The sequence below is a fragment of the Porphyromonas uenonis 60-3 genome (assembly GCF_000174775.1).
GTDB lineage: Bacteria > Bacteroidota > Bacteroidia > Bacteroidales > Porphyromonadaceae > Porphyromonas > Porphyromonas uenonis_A.
Genome location: NZ_ACLR01000047.1, coordinates 12,898 through 29,136 on the forward strand (window position 1 = coordinate 12,898; position 16,239 = coordinate 29,136).

General features: G+C 53.6%; 13 protein-coding genes and 2 tRNA genes. 3 read left to right on the forward strand and 12 right to left on the reverse strand.

The window, feature by feature from the left end; all coding sequences use genetic code 11:
• Window positions 1-31 precede the first annotated feature (31 nt).
• The 12 genes from PORUE0001_RS01420 to PORUE0001_RS01475 all read right to left on the reverse strand — a co-directional run bounded on the left by PORUE0001_RS01420 (window position 32) and on the right by PORUE0001_RS01475 (window position 12,406).
• Complete coding sequence (locus PORUE0001_RS01420; protein WP_007364681.1) at window positions 32-520, reverse strand: deoxycytidylate deaminase; 489 nt, start codon at window positions 518-520, stop codon at window positions 32-34.
• Between the two features lie 115 nt (window positions 521-635).
• Complete coding sequence (locus PORUE0001_RS01425; protein WP_039865253.1) at window positions 636-1,376, reverse strand: SIMPL domain-containing protein; 741 nt, start codon at window positions 1,374-1,376, stop codon at window positions 636-638.
• Between the two features lie 54 nt (window positions 1,377-1,430).
• Window positions 1,431-2,378 carry a thioredoxin-disulfide reductase gene (trxB, locus tag PORUE0001_RS01430; RefSeq protein ID WP_007364675.1) on the reverse strand — a complete coding sequence of 316 codons (948 nt, stop codon included), beginning with the start codon at window positions 2,376-2,378 and terminating at the stop codon, window positions 1,431-1,433.
• A 502-nt stretch (window positions 2,379-2,880) separates the two neighbouring features.
• The gene (gene ispE / locus PORUE0001_RS01435; RefSeq protein ID WP_007364673.1) at window positions 2,881-3,726 is read right to left on the reverse strand and encodes a 4-(cytidine 5'-diphospho)-2-C-methyl-D-erythritol kinase; all 846 of its coding nucleotides are present in this window, start codon (window positions 3,724-3,726) and stop codon (window positions 2,881-2,883) included.
• A gap of 19 nt (window positions 3,727-3,745) precedes the next feature.
• A complete protein-coding gene (locus PORUE0001_RS01440; RefSeq protein WP_232501383.1) occupies window positions 3,746-5,857 on the reverse strand; it encodes an ATP-dependent DNA helicase RecQ in 2,112 nt (703 codons plus the stop codon).
• Window positions 5,841-7,622 (reverse strand): single-stranded-DNA-specific exonuclease RecJ, encoded by a 1,782-nt coding sequence (gene recJ, locus PORUE0001_RS01445; protein ID WP_007364679.1) that lies wholly within the window; start codon window positions 7,620-7,622, stop codon window positions 5,841-5,843. The genes PORUE0001_RS01440 and recJ overlap by 17 nt, the downstream gene beginning before the upstream one ends.
• A 333-nt stretch (window positions 7,623-7,955) precedes the next feature.
• Complete coding sequence (locus PORUE0001_RS01450) at window positions 7,956-9,530, reverse strand: Rne/Rng family ribonuclease (protein ID WP_007364667.1); 1,575 nt, start codon at window positions 9,528-9,530, stop codon at window positions 7,956-7,958.
• 726 nt (window positions 9,531-10,256) lie between these two features.
• Window positions 10,257-10,565, reverse strand: coding sequence for an HU family DNA-binding protein (locus PORUE0001_RS01455; protein WP_262498080.1), 309 nt, complete (start codon window positions 10,563-10,565; stop codon window positions 10,257-10,259).
• Between the two features lie 208 nt (window positions 10,566-10,773).
• Window positions 10,774-10,845 (reverse strand) — tRNA-Glu (locus PORUE0001_RS01460).
• A 77-nt stretch (window positions 10,846-10,922) separates the two neighbouring features.
• A complete protein-coding gene (gene rpsT / locus PORUE0001_RS01465) occupies window positions 10,923-11,174 on the reverse strand; it encodes a 30S ribosomal protein S20 (RefSeq protein WP_007364674.1) in 252 nt (83 codons plus the stop codon).
• Between the two features lie 72 nt (window positions 11,175-11,246).
• A tRNA-Glu gene (locus PORUE0001_RS01470) sits at window positions 11,247-11,318 on the reverse strand.
• 191 nt (window positions 11,319-11,509) lie between these two features.
• Window positions 11,510-12,406, reverse strand: coding sequence for an NAD(+)/NADH kinase (locus PORUE0001_RS01475; protein ID WP_232501384.1), 897 nt, complete (start codon window positions 12,404-12,406; stop codon window positions 11,510-11,512).
• Window positions 12,407-12,832: 426 nt separating this feature from the next.
• On the opposite strand from PORUE0001_RS01475, the gene feoB reads away from it, so the two are divergent.
• The 3 genes from feoB to PORUE0001_RS01485 all read left to right on the forward strand — a co-directional run.
• Complete coding sequence (gene feoB, locus PORUE0001_RS01480) at window positions 12,833-15,355, forward strand: ferrous iron transport protein B (RefSeq protein WP_007364664.1); 2,523 nt, start codon at window positions 12,833-12,835, stop codon at window positions 15,353-15,355.
• A gap of 15 nt (window positions 15,356-15,370) precedes the next feature.
• Entirely contained in the window at window positions 15,371-15,553 is a 183-nt protein-coding gene (locus PORUE0001_RS09930; protein WP_007364668.1) for a FeoB-associated Cys-rich membrane protein, read from the forward strand.
• A gap of 303 nt (window positions 15,554-15,856) precedes the next feature.
• A partial coding sequence (locus tag PORUE0001_RS01485) for a hypothetical protein (RefSeq protein ID WP_007364661.1) occupies window positions 15,857-16,239 on the forward strand: 383 nt, incomplete at its 3' end.

Consider the following 16,239-nt stretch of genomic DNA (forward strand, 5'->3'; position numbering starts at 1 on the left):
ACCACTTGTTATCTAGGAATAGGTACATATACTAATGGGTAGAGGACTCCGTGTCTGACGAAGTAGTGTCCAGTGGTATGTAGACCACCTCGACACCAGCACGCTTGAGTAGCTCCAAGCCGTCGGTGAGTCGGTACTGCTCGCCATAGACCACACGTCGTATGCGACTTTGGATGATCAGCTTAGCACACTCTAGGCAAGGCGAGGCGGTTATGTAGATCGTCGCCCCCGTGCAGTTATTGCCCGAGGCTGCCACCTTGGTAATCGCATTCGCCTCTGCGTGGAGGACGTAAGGCTTCGTGATCCCCTCGTCATCTTCGCACACATTCTCAAAGCCCGAGGGCGTACCATTGTAGCCGTCCGAGATGATCATCTGATTGTGCACGATGAGGGCTCCCACTTGTCGACGCTGACAGTAGGAGTTCTCAGCCCATATACGAGCCATACGCAGATAGCGACGGTCCAAGATCGTCTGCTTTGAGTCAGGAGCAGAAGCAGTTGTTGGTGTAAATGTCTTCATGTAGTGATTTACCCATAGTGTAAACCGCTACAAAGGTACTGATTATTTGGCACAAATGACACCCCTAGTCGCACGTAGGCTCCATCACTCCGAAGGTGCGACACATGCCCGTCATCTAGCGGAGTGCGTAGGTCGCGCGGACAGTCACCGAGATCGTCTTGTGACGTGAGGAAGTGTTGAAAGCGCCACCCCACGAGTAGTCCTCGCCAGCGTTCTTGCCGACAATTTGGAAGACCCCCATTGAGGCGTTCTGCAGCTTACCCACCTTACCACGGCTACCTGAGGCTATCTCCTCGGCACGATTCAGCGCATCCTCAGAGGCTTGACGCAGCATCTGATGCTTGAGGTCGTCCAGATTCGTGTAGTAGTAGGCTGGCGCTCGGCTCGTTATCTCGACTCCCTGAGAGATCAGCGAAGAGATACTCTTCGACAAAGACTCGACCCCGTCCAGATCCTTGCTCGTCACGGTCACCGACTGCGTGAGGACATAGCCATTGGGCACTTGCTGATAGTTACCGTGCGTATCGTAGCCATTGTTGTAGTCCTGCGACACCTCTAGACTCTCGAAGGTGTAGCCATCGGCCTTCAGACCAGCCTTCTGAAGGAACTCCTGTACCACCGTGCGCTCCCGCTCTATCTCCGTGTAAGCGTCGCTTAGCGTAGCACGATGCACTCGAAAGGAAGCGCTCCAGACGATCAAGTCACTCTCGAAGTCCTGCTCCGCATTGCCCGTGACCGAAACGATGCGAGGGTTGCGCACCGACTGATAAGTCGAGCCTGCGATCCAAATGCCTATGACAAAGGCGACCGCCAGTGCCAAGGCTGCCCAAAAGGTCCACTGCTTAGTCATATCCATAGCTACTTATAGTAAAAGCTTTGCTGGCGAAGCGATTGCCTCGCCAGCAAAACGTTATAGTCCCTTCTCGAGGAGATACTTCTCCACCTCCAGCGCAGCACGGCAACCCGTACCAGCCGAGGTAATCGCCTGACGATAGCGTGGATCCGCTACATCTCCAGCGGCAAAGACCCCCTCCACACTGGTCAGCGGTCGTCCCTCACGAGTCACGATGTAGCCCGCCTCATCTAGCTCCAGCTGACCTGCTAGGAAGTCTGTATTCGGCTTGTGTCCGATAGCCAGGAAGAAGCCATCGATCGCTATATCACGCTTAGCCTCCTCAGGCGTGCCCTTCTTGTAAACAAGGTGAGCACCCTCCACGCCATTGTCGCCAAAGAGCCCCACCGTGTTGTGCTCAAAGAGCACCTCTATATTCTCCCGAGCGAAGAGTCTCTCCTGCATTACCTTAGAGGCGCGCAGATGATCCTTGCGCACGATCAGGTAGACCTGCTCCGCGATGCCCGCTAGGTAGAGTGCCTCCTCGCAAGCCGTGTCGCCACCGCCCACGACAGCGACACGCTTCTTGCGATAGAAGAAGCCGTCGCACGTAGCGCAGGCTGATACGCCCATGCCAGCATACTTCTTCTCATCATCGAGACCGAGATACTTAGCGCGAGCTCCCGTGGCGATGATGACCGCCTGTGCCGTTAGCTCCGTAGAGCCATCGATCTCCACCTCGAAGGGGCGCTTCGAGAAGTCAATGCGTGTCACCTCGCCCGAGCGAATGTCTGTTCCAAAGCGCTCCGCCTGCTGGCGCATCTGCTCGAGAAGCTGAGGACCCGTGACACCCTCGGGGAAGCCCGGGAAGTTCTCCACCTCAGTGGTCGTAGTAAGTTGTCCCCCAGGCTGTAGACCCTGGTAAAGCACAGGCGATAGGTTAGCCCGTGAAGCGTAGATAGCGGCTGTATATCCCGCAGGCCCTGACCCGATGATCAGGCAGCGTATAGTCTTGTCTTGTGACATATTTGTAATAGGTTTTTTAGATGGTGATATGTACCTCACCGCAAAGATACAAATTTAGAAATTAGATATTAGAGGTTAGAAGTTAGAGATTAGATATTAGAAGTTAGATATTAGAGGTTAGAAATTCGATCATTTCGATGGCTCCGATAGTTCCGAAACACTCCGATCTCTAACCTCTAATCTCTCATTTCTAATCTCTAACTCCCTCGATGCACTCCGACACCCTTCGAAGCTCCTGACACCACACCTCCGAGGAAATCAAAATTGCCTCGGTAGAAAACGAGAATCCTCCACGGAGGAACGAAAAAATTCTTCGGAACTTCGAAATCTTTCTTCCGAAGTTTCATTTCATTCTTCCGAACTTTTATTTCCCGGCTCCGTGAAGAAATATCGTTTTCTCGTGAGCTATTTGATATTTCCTCAGGAGGAAAGAGAAATAGCAAGAAGTATGAACGCTCGGTTCTTGTGTCCATACAGGTCGCTATCCGTGTGGTCGGAACATTTAGAGGGAGAGGCGCTCGAGCCAGACGGGGAGGTCGGCGAAGTGGGCAGTGAGAGATGTGGACGAGAGTGGATTGTCGGTGAAGAGGGCGTAGAGGGCGGTGCCAGAGCCGGACATGGCAGCGTAGAGGGCGCCGTGGTGGTAGAGCTTGTCTCGCAGAGCGGCTAGCTCGGGATAGTGCGCGAAGACGACAGGCTCGAAGTCGTTGACGATGAGCTCTCGCCACTCCCCTATCGGTCGCTCGAGGAGTGTAGCGAGCTTGCCCTCCGCCTCGGGGTGACGTATCACCTGTCGGTACGCCTCGGCAGTGCTCATGCCGATGGGGGGCTTGACGACGAGAAGCCATTTGCCGTGCAGTGCTGACGGCATCGTGAGCGGTGTGAGCTTTTCGCCACGGCCTGTGACCAGCACGGGGCGGGACTGGATGAAGAAGGGGCAGTCGCTGCCGAGCTCTCCCGCCAACGTCTCTAGCTGTGCCGTGGCGAGTCCTAAGTGGCACAGTTCGTTGACCGCCAGGAGCGTGTAGGCGGCATCAGCAGAGCCTCCACCGAGACCAGCTTCTGACGGGATCCGCTTCTCGAGTTTGAGCCGTAGCGGAGGTATATCGCGGTGATGCGCTCGGAGTAGTTGTACCGCTTTGTAGATGAGATTGCGCTCGATGGGTAGTTCACCCGCTAGCCCAGCGATCTCGTACGAGTCCTCTGCTGCTCCTGTAGCTATCTCTACCGCGAGCTGATCCGCCCAGCCGATGGGGAGCATACAGCTCTCGATATCGTGGTAGCCGTCGGGGCGGCGGTGTAGGATACGTAGCCCGAGGTTAATCTTAGCGTGTGGGTGTAGGATCATATCGTGGTGACTCTTTCGATTACTTATTCTTATATAGGTGTACCCCGTCGGTACGGTAGCGGTCGTCCTCCTCGAGGAGTTTCTGCAGGATCGGGAGCAAAGCTTTCGTCTTGACTCCTAGGCTCTTTGCCAAGTCCCGCAAAGTAGGCGATGGCTCTTCCATTTGCTCTAGAAGAGCTTTGAGTCGCACCTCCAGAGTCTCTTCACTTCGCTGGGAGCGCGCCTTACGAGCTAGGCAAAGATCACAGCGTCCGCACGGCACAGCGAGCTCCTCGCCAAAGTAGTGTAGGAGCATGGACTGTCGGCAGCCTTGCTGACTGTCGAGGTATGCGACCGTAGCGGTGAGTCGCTTGGTCATCGCTTCCTTGCGCAGCTCGTACACCTCGGGGGGGATGAGGAAGTGATGCTTGCGCTCCCGCCTTGTGTAGAAGAGGATACGGGGCAAGCGCTTGCGCGGGATATAGTGAATGATGCCTCGCTGGCTCATTCGGACCAAGCTCTCGTACACCGCCTCGCCCGTCAGGTGGGTCTGTATGGAGAGGGTACGCTCGTCGATGAAGACGTAATCGGCAAAGAGTCCCGAGTAGTTTCTCAAGACAGCCCGTAGCACCTTGTCATCTTGGGCGGACAAGCCTCGGATGTAGTATAGCTCCTCTCTCGAGACCTCCACGATGAGTCGCGAGCGTGCCTCGTCAAGGAGTAGCTCCCAGGCACCTGCCAACTCAAGGATATGCAAGGCGCTCAAGCTCCGTATCGGATGCAGATGTTCTGTCCGCACAAACGCCTCGAGGTCTATCTCGTAGCTACGCTCCATACCCTCGCCGAGACCAATGCCTAGGTAGCTGTAGAGGGTATCGTACACATCACGAATGTAAGCTTTGTCGGGAAATTCATTTTGCACCCGCTGCAGGAGCATCCCGCGATCCCGACGCTCGTATAGCACCACGGCAAAGGCACGCTGTCCGTCACGCCCCGCACGTCCAGCCTCTTGGAAGTATTCCTCCAGAGCCACGGGCATACTCCAGTGCACGACGAGACGCACATCGGGTTTGTCGATGCCCATGCCGAAAGCATTGGTGCAGACCATCACACGCACCTCGCCAGCCATCCAAGCGTTTTGCTTGATCTCTCGCTCTGCGTGGGTCAGTCCCGCATGGTAGTAGTGTGCCGAGATGCCAGTCTCCTGAAGCATCTCAGTCAGTTCTTGCGTCTTCTTGCGATTGCGACAGTAGACGATCGCGCTGCCACTCGTTGAGGCGAGGATATGGAGGAGCTCCGTCGCCTTGTCCATCGTAGGGCGTACGATATACTGCAGGTTGTCCCGTGCGAATGAGCTACTGATGACATGCGGCTTACGAAAGCTCAGACGAGCCATCACGTCAGCGACAACCTCTGGCGTAGCGGTCGCTGTGAGCGCCAGGAGTGGCACGGCGGGGTAGTAGCGACGTATCTCTGCAATCTTCAGATAACTGGGGCGAAAGTCGTAGCCCCACTGCGAGATACAGTGACACTCGTCCACCACGATCAGCCGTATCGGTAGCTCGGGCAGACAGGCGAGGAAGAGTGGCGATGCCAGACGCTCGGGCGATAGGTAGAGGAACTTGCATCCACCGTACAAGCAATTGTCCAAGGCACGCTGTATCTCCTTGTACTCCATACCCGAGTGGATAGCCGTGGCAGACATGCCCCGCTTGTTGAGACCGTCCACCTGATCCTTCATAAGCGCAATGAGTGGCGTGACGACGAGTGTCAGCCCGTCGTGTAGCATCGTCGGTACCTGAAAGGTGATGCTCTTGCCCCCGCCCGTAGGTAGCAACCCAAGCGTGTCTCGTCCCGCCAAGACGCTCTCGATGATCTCAGCCTGCTTGAGTCGGAAGGTCGGGTAACCCCAGTAGCGATGAAGGACTCCTAGCGGGGTAGCTTCATCGTCCGCAGAGGCGGTGCCAGCCTTTTCAGGTCGATCGCCCGTCGGCTGTGAAGGCTTTTCACCTAGCCACTCACGCTCGGTATCAGCTCGCGGATCGGTCGCTACGTCACGCCATAGGTTATCCTGCTCCTCCAGGAGCAAGTCCCAGTCGACAGCTTCGCCACGTCCAGAAGGGGTGCCAGCCGTCTCATCGCTGGGAGGCAAAGAGGTCCTCTCCAGGTCGTTGTGGCTTGACATCCTTGACTAGTAACTGTAGGGAAACAACTCCGTTAAAGTGGTTTTCATCTATCTGGTAGACAAGGGCAAAGGGTGCACTTGCCCTTCCTGCCGAAGACTTCTTGATAAAGCGGAAGGCGGGAGCTTGGTTGAAGGCTATCCCTGGGCAGTGCTTCCTAGATCCTAGTGACGGTATCGCATCGACCTTAAAGTGCTCACCGTTGCGCCCCACGGCCTTACTACCACCGCCATCATAGAGTTGCTGCGTGACAAAGAGTGGCTGGTAATTGTCTGGACCATAAGGTGCAAAGCGCTGTATCGTCGTGTATAGTCTCTGTGTCACCTCGCGAAGCTCTATCTCGGCATCGACCTCTATCGGTGTTGACTGCGCACGATCCGTATCAACTACCGCATTGACGCTCTGTATGTAGGCTCTAAAATCGGGTAGCTTATCGGGCAAGAGGGTTAGTCCAGCGGCATAGGTGTGGCCACCAAAGTTCAGGAGCAGATCTCTCGCCTCCTCGATGATGCTGTAGATGTCTATACCGCCAACACTGCGCGCCGAACCGACGATACGATCGCTCGTGCCTGTCAGCACGATCGTCGGTCTATTGGTATACTCCGCCACACGAGAGGCGACGATCCCTATGATCCCCTTGTGCCAGTCAGGCTGGTAAAGGACTACGATGGGCTGATGCGCCAGCTCGGGGTTGACCTGCAGGAGCTGCATCGCCTCATCGGTCGTCGAGCGATCCAGCTCACGACGACGGACGTTGTACTCATCAATCAGCTCGCTCATGCGGGCCGTCGTCTTCGCATCATTGCTCAGAAGGAGATCGACCGCTTCGCGGCCATTCATCATACGCCCCGAGGCATTGATCCTCGGACCGATTTTATAGATAATGTCGGCCATCGTGATCTTACGACCCTCGAGACCACAAGTCTTGATGATTCCCTTGAGCCCCATCGATGGATTGCGATTGAGCTGACGCAAGCCGTAGTGCGCCAGGATCCTATTCTCATCCATCACAGAGACGAGGTCGGCAGCGATACTCACCGCGACCAAGTCTAGGAGCTTAAAGAGCGAAGCGGAGGGGAAGCCATTGTCCATACCAAAGGCCTGCATAAACTTAAACGCCACGCCACACCCACATAGCTCCTCAAAGGGGTAGTGACAGTCAGGGCGCTTAGGATCTAGGACGGCCGCTGCATCGGGCAACTGGTCGTCTGGGTGGTGGTGATCGCAGATGATAAAGTCTATTCCCAGCGTCTTAGCATAGGCTATCTCGTTGATAGCCTTGATGCCACAGTCCACCACAATGATTAGCGTCGCACCTATCTCGTGGGCATGGTCCACGCCCCGATAAGATACGCCGTACCCCTCATCGTCCCGCCCTGGGATATAGTAGCTCAGGAGGTGCTCGCTACAGCCCGCCGAGCGGAGGTACTTATAGATTAGTGATACAGCCGTCGTGCCATCTACATCGTAGTCGCCGTATATCATGATATGCTCCTTGCGCCCGAGCGCCTTGTTGAGACGCTTGACCGCTAGATCCATATCTTGCATCAGAAAGGGGTCGTGCAGATCCTCCAGCGATGGATGAAAGAATCGCTGGGCCTCTGCTTCCGTACGGATACCGCGACGATAGAGTAGGCGTCCCGCCACAGCGGGTATTCTCAAGGCGTGCGCCAGTTGAGAGCCACCCACCTCCTCCTCTGGGGTGAAGGGAGTGTATTGCCATTCGTTCGTCATTATATTGTTTTATTTTTTTTGTCATAGGGAGATTGTATAGGCTAGGAGCAGACCAAGGCGCCAGACCCGCTGAGTGGGCGGTCCAGACGATGTGGATATAAGACGGATTACAGCTCATTACTAGCATATTATATAGTCAATACCACTAGCGAAGCTTACGACAAGGTCACATCTCCGCATTTTAGGCTCCGTAAATGTACAAAATAATCTTGAGATGGCAAGAGCGGGTAGACATAACAAAAGAGTCCCTACGGGGAGCAGAGGTGCTCTCGTAGGGACTCTTTGCGTATTTATATCAGAGCTAGCACATGGGAAGGATGTGCGGCTCGCTGGTTACTTCTCTAGAGTGATCAGATTACGATCCTTGTCGTAGATCTTGCAGTCTAGGAGTGCCACATCTTGATCTTCGATCAGCTTGATGTTTTTGGAGTATTTCTTCTTCCACTTAGTAAATAGAGAGGACCCCAGGAGGGGAGCCTTCTTGATATAGGCCACTACGTAGGGATGTAGGTGCATGGCGAAGTTGCGGATCGGCTTGTCGCCCGTAGTCAGCTGGGCTATCATCTCCTCCAGGTCATCGGTAAAGGTGATGGAGGTCTTGATCTTGCCCGTGCCTTGGCAGGTAGGGCAGGTCTCCTCGGTGCGTATGATGGTCGCCTGACGGACACGCTGTCGTGTGATCTGCATGAGACCGAACTTGCTCAGCGGTAGTATCTTGTGGGTGGCTCGGTCGTTTGCCATGAGCTTCACCATATGCTCGTATAGCTCCTTGTTGTGAGCTGCTTCATTCATATCGATGAAGTCGATTACGATGATACCTCCGAGATCTCTCAGTCGTATCTGACGGGCGATGAGGTCTGCGACAGCCATATTGACATCAAAGGCGGTCTCCTCTTGTCCAGAAGTCCTGCGAGCCTTCTTGCTACTATTGACGTCGATGACGTGCATAGCTTCGGTTTGCTCAATGATGATATTGGCACCACTGCGCAGGGTAACTTTACGCCCGAAGAGGGTCTTCTTTTGCTTTGTCACACCGCAAGCGTCGAAGAGGGGTCGCTTAGCATCGTCCTCATAAAGCGTGACGATCTGCTCTCTGCCTGGGTCGATGTCGGCTACGTAGCCTCTGAGCTCCTTGTAGTAGTCAGGATCGTTGACGACGATCTTGGTAAAGCTCTTGTTGTAGGAGTCTCTGATGAGGTTGATAGCACGGTTTCGCTCTTCATAAATCTGAGTAGGCGCCTTAGCACGGACCAGCTTCTTGATGCTTGTCTCAAATCGATCTATCAGATCCATCATCTCCTCGACGAGCTCTTGGGTCTTCTTGCCCGCAGCTTGCGTCCGAATGATGGCTCCATAGCCACTCTTGATGACACTGTGCACGATGGTCTTGAGCCTCGTGCGCTCCTCCGTGGAGCGTATCTCACTAGAGATGGCTACCTGATCGCTAAAGGGCACTAAGACTAGGAATCTGCCCGCTATGGAAAGCTCTGCAGAGAGGCTGGGACCTTTGGTTCCGAAGGCCTCGCGTGTTACCTTGACGAGGATCTTGTCTCCCTTCTTGAGTCCCGAGTTGATGATGTTACCATCCTTAGGCAGGGGCTCCCCTTCTTTGACTTTGTCTATGGGGGGGACCTTCTTCTTTTCCGCTATATCTTCTAATAAGTGGGTGGTCGCTCCAAATACTTTGCCTAGATCATTGTAGTGTAGGAAGCCGTTCTTCATGGGGCCTATGTTGACGAAGGCAGCATTGTTGCCTCTGACGACATTGTCTACCTCGCCGAGCAGGATGTCTCCGACAGCGTAGCGGATATTTCTATTCTCCGTCCGTAGCTCTACGAGCTCGCCGTCTTCGAGCACTGCCATAGACACCTCTTTGGGCTTTACATCGATGATTAGTTCACTATTCACGGTGTCTCAAATAATCTGTGCATTAATAGATTGGAAACGTGTAGAGGTCTAGTATGACCGAACCTCTTCTCTCCTCCGTCTCACAGCTACGCCGTGCCACTGCACTGACCCGAGCTGGTGAGTCATCGAAGTACCTAGTCGCTACACCTCTACTGGAGTAGCTGGTCTCTATGCGTATCTCTTGTCCTTAAGATACACAGAGAGGGGCGGTCTACAGGTGCTGCCGTAGTATTCGTAACCTCGGGCTGATGCAGGGTGCCTGCGAATGGGATGCTACAGGCTCTAGTCTAGTCAGCGTATGAGGGACTACTGCAGGGTGATAGGATGAGTTGCTATGCAACGAAGCCAGCCACAACCGTCCTCTCGTCTATGAGAGGTCGGTCATGACGGCTTGCTTGATGCGTTTCGTGCGTTAAGATTAGATCGCCACACATATGCGATGGCTCTCTAGCGTGTAGACTGTGCGACTTCCGTAGGGGACGATCAACTCGCCTTGGTGGGAATCACACAGGCGGTCTCCTAGACCGCTCGTCTACTACTTCTTCTTATGACGATTCTTACGCAGTCTCTTCTTACGCTTGTGCGTCGACATCTTGTGACGCTTGTGCTTCTTACCGTTTGGCATAATTGTTTCTTTTGAATTGGTCTATATTGATCCGAGGTGGTGAGGTCTGAGACTGATCGTCTTAGGGGACTAGCGGCCTCTCTGCTCACACCCAGGCATGCTTACTTGATCATGGCTGTGAAAGCCTTCGAAGGCTTGAACGTGGGAACCTTGCGGGCAGGCACGATGATCGTCGTCTGCTTGGATATATTGCGAGCAGTCTTCTCTGCGCGCTCCTTGACGACGAAGCTACCGAAGCCTCTGAGGTAGACATTGTCCCCCTGGCTCATAGCATTCTTGACTGTATCCATAAAGGCCTCTACGACCTGCAGGACCTCCTGTCGGTCTACGCCCGTCGTGTCGGCGATACTCTTTACAACTTCTGCTTTAGTCATGTATTCTTCGTAATGGGTCTTATAATGATTTCCGATGATATGTCTGCTACGACTCAGAGATGTGGACAAATGTACATAAAGCAACCCACACCAACCTGCTCTAGTGCAAAAGAAATAGAGGAGTGCTCTCGATCTGGTCCAAGAACACTCCTCTTCTTTGTGATATATACTCGCTTATGGTATCAGCCTTATGTTATGAAAAACAGCTTGGAGGAAAGGGAGGTGGCTGGCAAGGCTTTCTGAGTAGCCCCTAGGGGAGTCGAACCCCTCTTTCCAGGATGAAAACCTGGCGTCCTAACCGATAGACGAAAGGGCCAAATCGTGCGCCAGTATCCTTAATATAGTGTTATATCCTCAGCGAACTGATACAGTGTTGCGATACGTCGTCGTAGACTAGAGAGATTTGAGATGAAGAGCCATCTTAGACTTCAGGTTAGCAGCCTTATTGCGATGGATGATATTCTTACGAGCTAGACGATCTAGTGTAGAATACACCTTCGGCAAAGCTTGCTCAGCTTCCTGACGATCTGTCATCGCACGAAACTGCTTGATCATCGTACGCGACGTCTTGCTCGCATAGCGATTGCGAAGGCGACGAGTGGAACTCTGACGGATTCTCTTCAGCGTTGATTTATGATTTGCCATTCTTGTGATACTTAATTACTAGGTATACTCGATATGCGAGACTCTATAAGCAGAGCACTTCATATCTACTTGTAGCCCCTAGGGGAATCGAACCCCTATTTTCAGAATGAGAATCTGACGTCCTAACCGTTAGACGAAAGGGCCAGCAGCTACTTGCCAATCACCCCTGAATGTTCAGCTCTCGGGCAATTGTGATGCAAAGGTAATACAAATTTTTCTTCCGACAAAAGATTCTCGCAAGAAAATCTTCTCCAAAAAGCTCAATAGCACCAAAAACAATTCACAAAAGACTGATTCGCAAACATTTATCAAATAAAGCGATCCAAGAAATCTTTTTATCTCAAGTCACGTCCCCAGAGGAGCTTCTCACGGATCACCTGCGTATACGGCTTGTGCGAGAGACGCAGCAGGTGGGCTCGCTTGTCACTCTTGCGGGCAACGATCTCGACTCCACAGTCGTAGACCCGCAGATTGCCATCTATTACGATGGAAAAGGTGGGATGTAGTGAGGAGACTCTCATTGTCAGCACACTGGTATCGGGGAAGATGAGCGGAGCCATATTGAGCGTGTGAGGAGCTATCGGCACTAGTAGCAGCGTCTGGCACTGAGGTGTCACGATGGGTCCGCCCAGACTAAGCGCATAGGCGGTTGACCCCGAGGGCGTGCTCACGACCAAGCCATCGGCAGCATACTCAGCAAGCAGATCTCCGTCCAGGTCGGCTCGTATCTTGATGATAGAACCCGTCTCGCGCTTCTGTACCGCTAGATCATTGAGCGCAGTGCCCACATGCTCACCCGCCACACTTACATCAATCAGCGTGCGGGTCTCTATACTATATTGTCCAGCGAGCAGATCGTCTAGATGATGCCAAGCCTCCTGAGGCTCCATCTCAGTCATGAAGCCAAGGTGCCCACAGTTGATCGCCCAGATAGGCAGCTCTACGTCTCGCAGCTTATGCACAGCGCGTAGCAGCGTACCATCGCCACCGAGGCTCAGAGCAATGTCACCATAGGGCGTCTCCCCGCCCAGTCGCATCTGCGGATACCCCTCCGGGATGCCCGCCTGCGACAGCGCCTCCCAGAGCGGCGTCTCTATATATAGGTCTACGCCGTGCTCCGCCAGCGCAGTCAGGAGCGCTGCCACATCGTCCGTGAGACGCAGCGTGTCATGGCTACCATACACGGCTATCGTATTTATCTTATGCCTATCCATCTGGCTATCTGCTTGCATTGCTACAAAAGTACCGAAAAGCAGGGAGACCCCAAAGCTCCCAACCACCCCTCAACTGAAACTCTAACCTCCAAATGCGTTGCTCCCGAGGAAATCGCAAATCTCCAGCGAGGAAACGAAAATTCTCCACGGAGCCGGGAAATAAAAGTTCGGAAGAATGAAATGAAACTTCGGAAGAAAGATTTTGAAGTTCCGATGAATTTTTCGTTTCCTCCCTGAGAAACGAAATATCCCCACCGAGAAATTTCAAAATTCCTCGGCAGAGCCGTTGGACGAGTCACTATTTACAGGAACACGACCCCGCTATTTCTTAGGCTAGAAGCCAAGAGTGGCATTTTTTGCTCTCTTAAATGCGAAAGACAGTACCTATCATTAGGTATTCACTCATATCGAACGCTCGGTCAGCTTTCGCTATCTTTGTGGCGCATGAAATTGTCGGAATTACATAATGGCGACCGAGCTCGCATCCTATCGGTAGGCGGTCATGGAGCCTTTCGCAAGCGTATCCTAGAGATGGGCTTCGTGCAGGGACAGGTGGTGGAGGTGATACAAGCGGCTCCACTGCGGGATCCTATCTATTATCGGCTGATGGACTACAACGTCTCGTTGCGTCGCAAAGAGGCGGGGCTAATCACGGTAGAGCTCATAGACTCAGACTCTACCTCGGAGGAGCTACCGCCACTGGCTCATGCGTTCGTACATGAAGGTGCGGGGGCTTCACTTACAGAGAGTGCAGTCTCCGAGCGTGTCGCCATCTCCCGCTCACTACGAGTGGCGCTCATTGGCAACCCTAACAGCGGTAAGACGACACTCTTCAACCATGCCAGCGGAGCGCATGAGCGTGTCGGCAACTACAGCGGTGTCACCGTCGAGGCTAAGGAGGCACACTTCGACTATCAAGGCGTTCGCTACGAACTGATTGACCTCCCAGGCACCTACTCCCTATCGCCCTATTCGCCTGAAGAGCTTTACATCCGTGACTATCTAACCAATGAGGAGACGCGTCCAGACGTGGTCATAGATGTACTGGACGTCACCAACCTAGAGCGTCAGCTGTACCTCGCTGTACAGGTGCGTGAGATGGGCATCCCGATGGTTACGGCGCTCAACATGTGGGACGAGTTCGAGCAGAAGAAGAACCAACTCGACGTACAGCAGCTCTCCGACCTGCTAGGCACCCCCATGGTGCCTACCATCTGCCGTAAGGGGGTGGGTGTCTTCGAGCTCTTTGACAAAGTGCGTCAGCTCGTTGATGACAATCTCTATGCGGATCGTCGCTTCCTGCAGATCAACTACGGGACAGACCTTGAGCAGAGCATAGCAACCCTCCAGAAGAAGATCACCGAGCAAGCGACCTTCCCCGACCACCTATCTCCCCGCTACTTAGCGGTCAAGCTCCTCGAGGGAGACCCCCACATGCGGAGCTTTATCAAGCAGCAGCCAAAGGGTGAGTACCTCCTCACCGCTACTGCTTACGAGGAGAACATGTTGCGCAAGAATCACTCCAACGAGGAGGATCTGGAGAACTATATTATCAATCAGCGTTACGGCTTCATCGCTGGCGCGCTCAGAGAGACCTACCGTCCGAACAAGCGGCGCATACGCACCATAACTGATCGTATAGACAACCTCCTCATACACCCTATCTGGGGCTATCCGATTTTTCTCGCCTTCCTCTTTATCATGTTTGAGGCGACCTTTGCTTTGGGAGCCTTCCCGATGGACTGGATCGAGGCGGGCGTGGACGCTTTTGGCGCTTGGATACACGGGATGATGAGTCCTGGTCCTCTACGCGACCTACTGGTGACGGGTGTCATAGGCGGTGTGGGCGGTGTACTCGTCTTCCTACCGAACATCCTCATACTCTACCTCTTCATATCTATCATGGAGGACACGGGCTATATGGCTCGAGCCACCTTCCTGATGGATAAACTGATGCACCACATGGGACTGCACGGCAAGTCCTTCATACCGCTCATCATGGGCTTCGGGTGCAACGTCCCCGCTGTGATGGCCTCTCGGACGATCGAGAGCCGACAGAGTCGTATCATCACAGTGCTAGTCACTTCGCTGATGAGCTGTAGCGCCAGACTACCAGTCTACATCCTCATTGCGGGTACCTTCTTCCCGCAGAGTGCAGGGTTGGTACTCTTCGGACTTTACGCTCTTGGTGTGCTGCTGGCCTTCCTACTGGCGAAGCTTTTCCGCCGAGTACTTTTCAAATCGGAGGATCTTCCCTTCGTCATGGAGCTACCTCCCTACCGCATCCCGATGGCGCGTGCCGTGGGCATACATATGTGGGACAAGGCACGCGAGTATCTACACAAGATGGGATCGGTCATCCTCGTGGCTTCGGTCATCATTTGGGCACTGGGCTACTATCCACGTGAGGAGGTGATGTCTCGTGCTGATGAGCAGATAGCACAGGTGCAGCAGCAGAGCACGCTCTCTGAGAGCGAGCGCAGTGAGCAGGTCGCTGAGATAGAGCGACAGGCATACATGGAGCAGCAAGAGGGCTCTTACCTGGGACGCATCGGACAAACGGTGCAACCCGTCCTAGCTCCGCTCGGCTTCGACTGGAAGCTCAGCGTGGCACTTGTGGCTGGCCTACCGGCCAAAGAGGTAGTCGTCAGCTCCCTTAGCGTCATCTACACGGGCAATGAGACGGTAGACGAGGATAGCGAAGACTTTGCCGTGGGTAGCTCGGCGCTCTCACGACAGATGCGCCAAGAGAAAGACCCCGTCACGGGCGAGCCACTCTACACGCCACTGATAGCCATCTGCTTCCTCATCTTCGTACTCATCTATATACCTTGCGTCGCCACGGTTGTGGCCGTCTCTAAGGAACTCAACAGTGGCTGGTGGGGACTCTTTGTGGTCGTCTACACCTGCGTACTAGCCTGGATCGTGGCTTATCTGGCACGACTGATAGGACTACTCATTATATAAGTAATAGGTGTTGCCATGGATCTGCAAACAATCGTTGTACTCCTCATCATTGTTGTCACGGTGCTCTACATAGTCCGTAGCTTGTGGCGACTAATCCGTCGCCCCCGAGGAGCCACAGGCTGCGCTGGTTGCTCCGCATGCCACCATAGCAAGGTCGCTACGCCAAAGAAGTCGCCCAAGAGAGACTGTTGCGCTTAGGTCTGCACCGCATCCTGCAACTCTTCCATCGGAGTCCTATTGAGACTGTTGCATAAAGGCGAATCGCTGTGTTGCTTTCGGGGTTCGACTTCGGTCACTCCGATAGCTCTGCTCTCTAATCGCTATTCCCGTGAGGGAATACCGATTATGTCAAAAGAAATACCGATTATGTCAAGTCTTTTAAGGAAGAACTCGCTACATTATAGCTAACTTTGCACGAATACTCCCCAATGGCATCTTAGCCTTACGATCTACCCTTCCTCTAAACCGACACATCTGATCTCTCAATCATAGTTGCATTTTATGAAGCGACACATTATATATAGTATACTCTTGCTACCTCTCCTCCTCTTATCACTCGTCAGCTGTGATAAGCTCGTATATGATCGAGGCGAGTGCCCCACGATACTGGTCTTCACGCCCTATACGCAGACACCCTGTATGTCTGACTCGGCTTACATTGGCAAGGCGGGCTACATGGATATTGTCATCAGTGTCCCTTCATCAGGAGAGATCATCGCATACAAGCATCTAGAGCCAGCTGACCTGACTGCAGCCTCTAGGATAGAGATCCCCGTACCAAACGAGTGCGGCGAGACCTATCGATACACTATTTGGGTAGGAGCTACCCCCCAGCACTATACTATGAGTGACCTAGCACCAGCCTCGGGCAATAAGCACCCCGA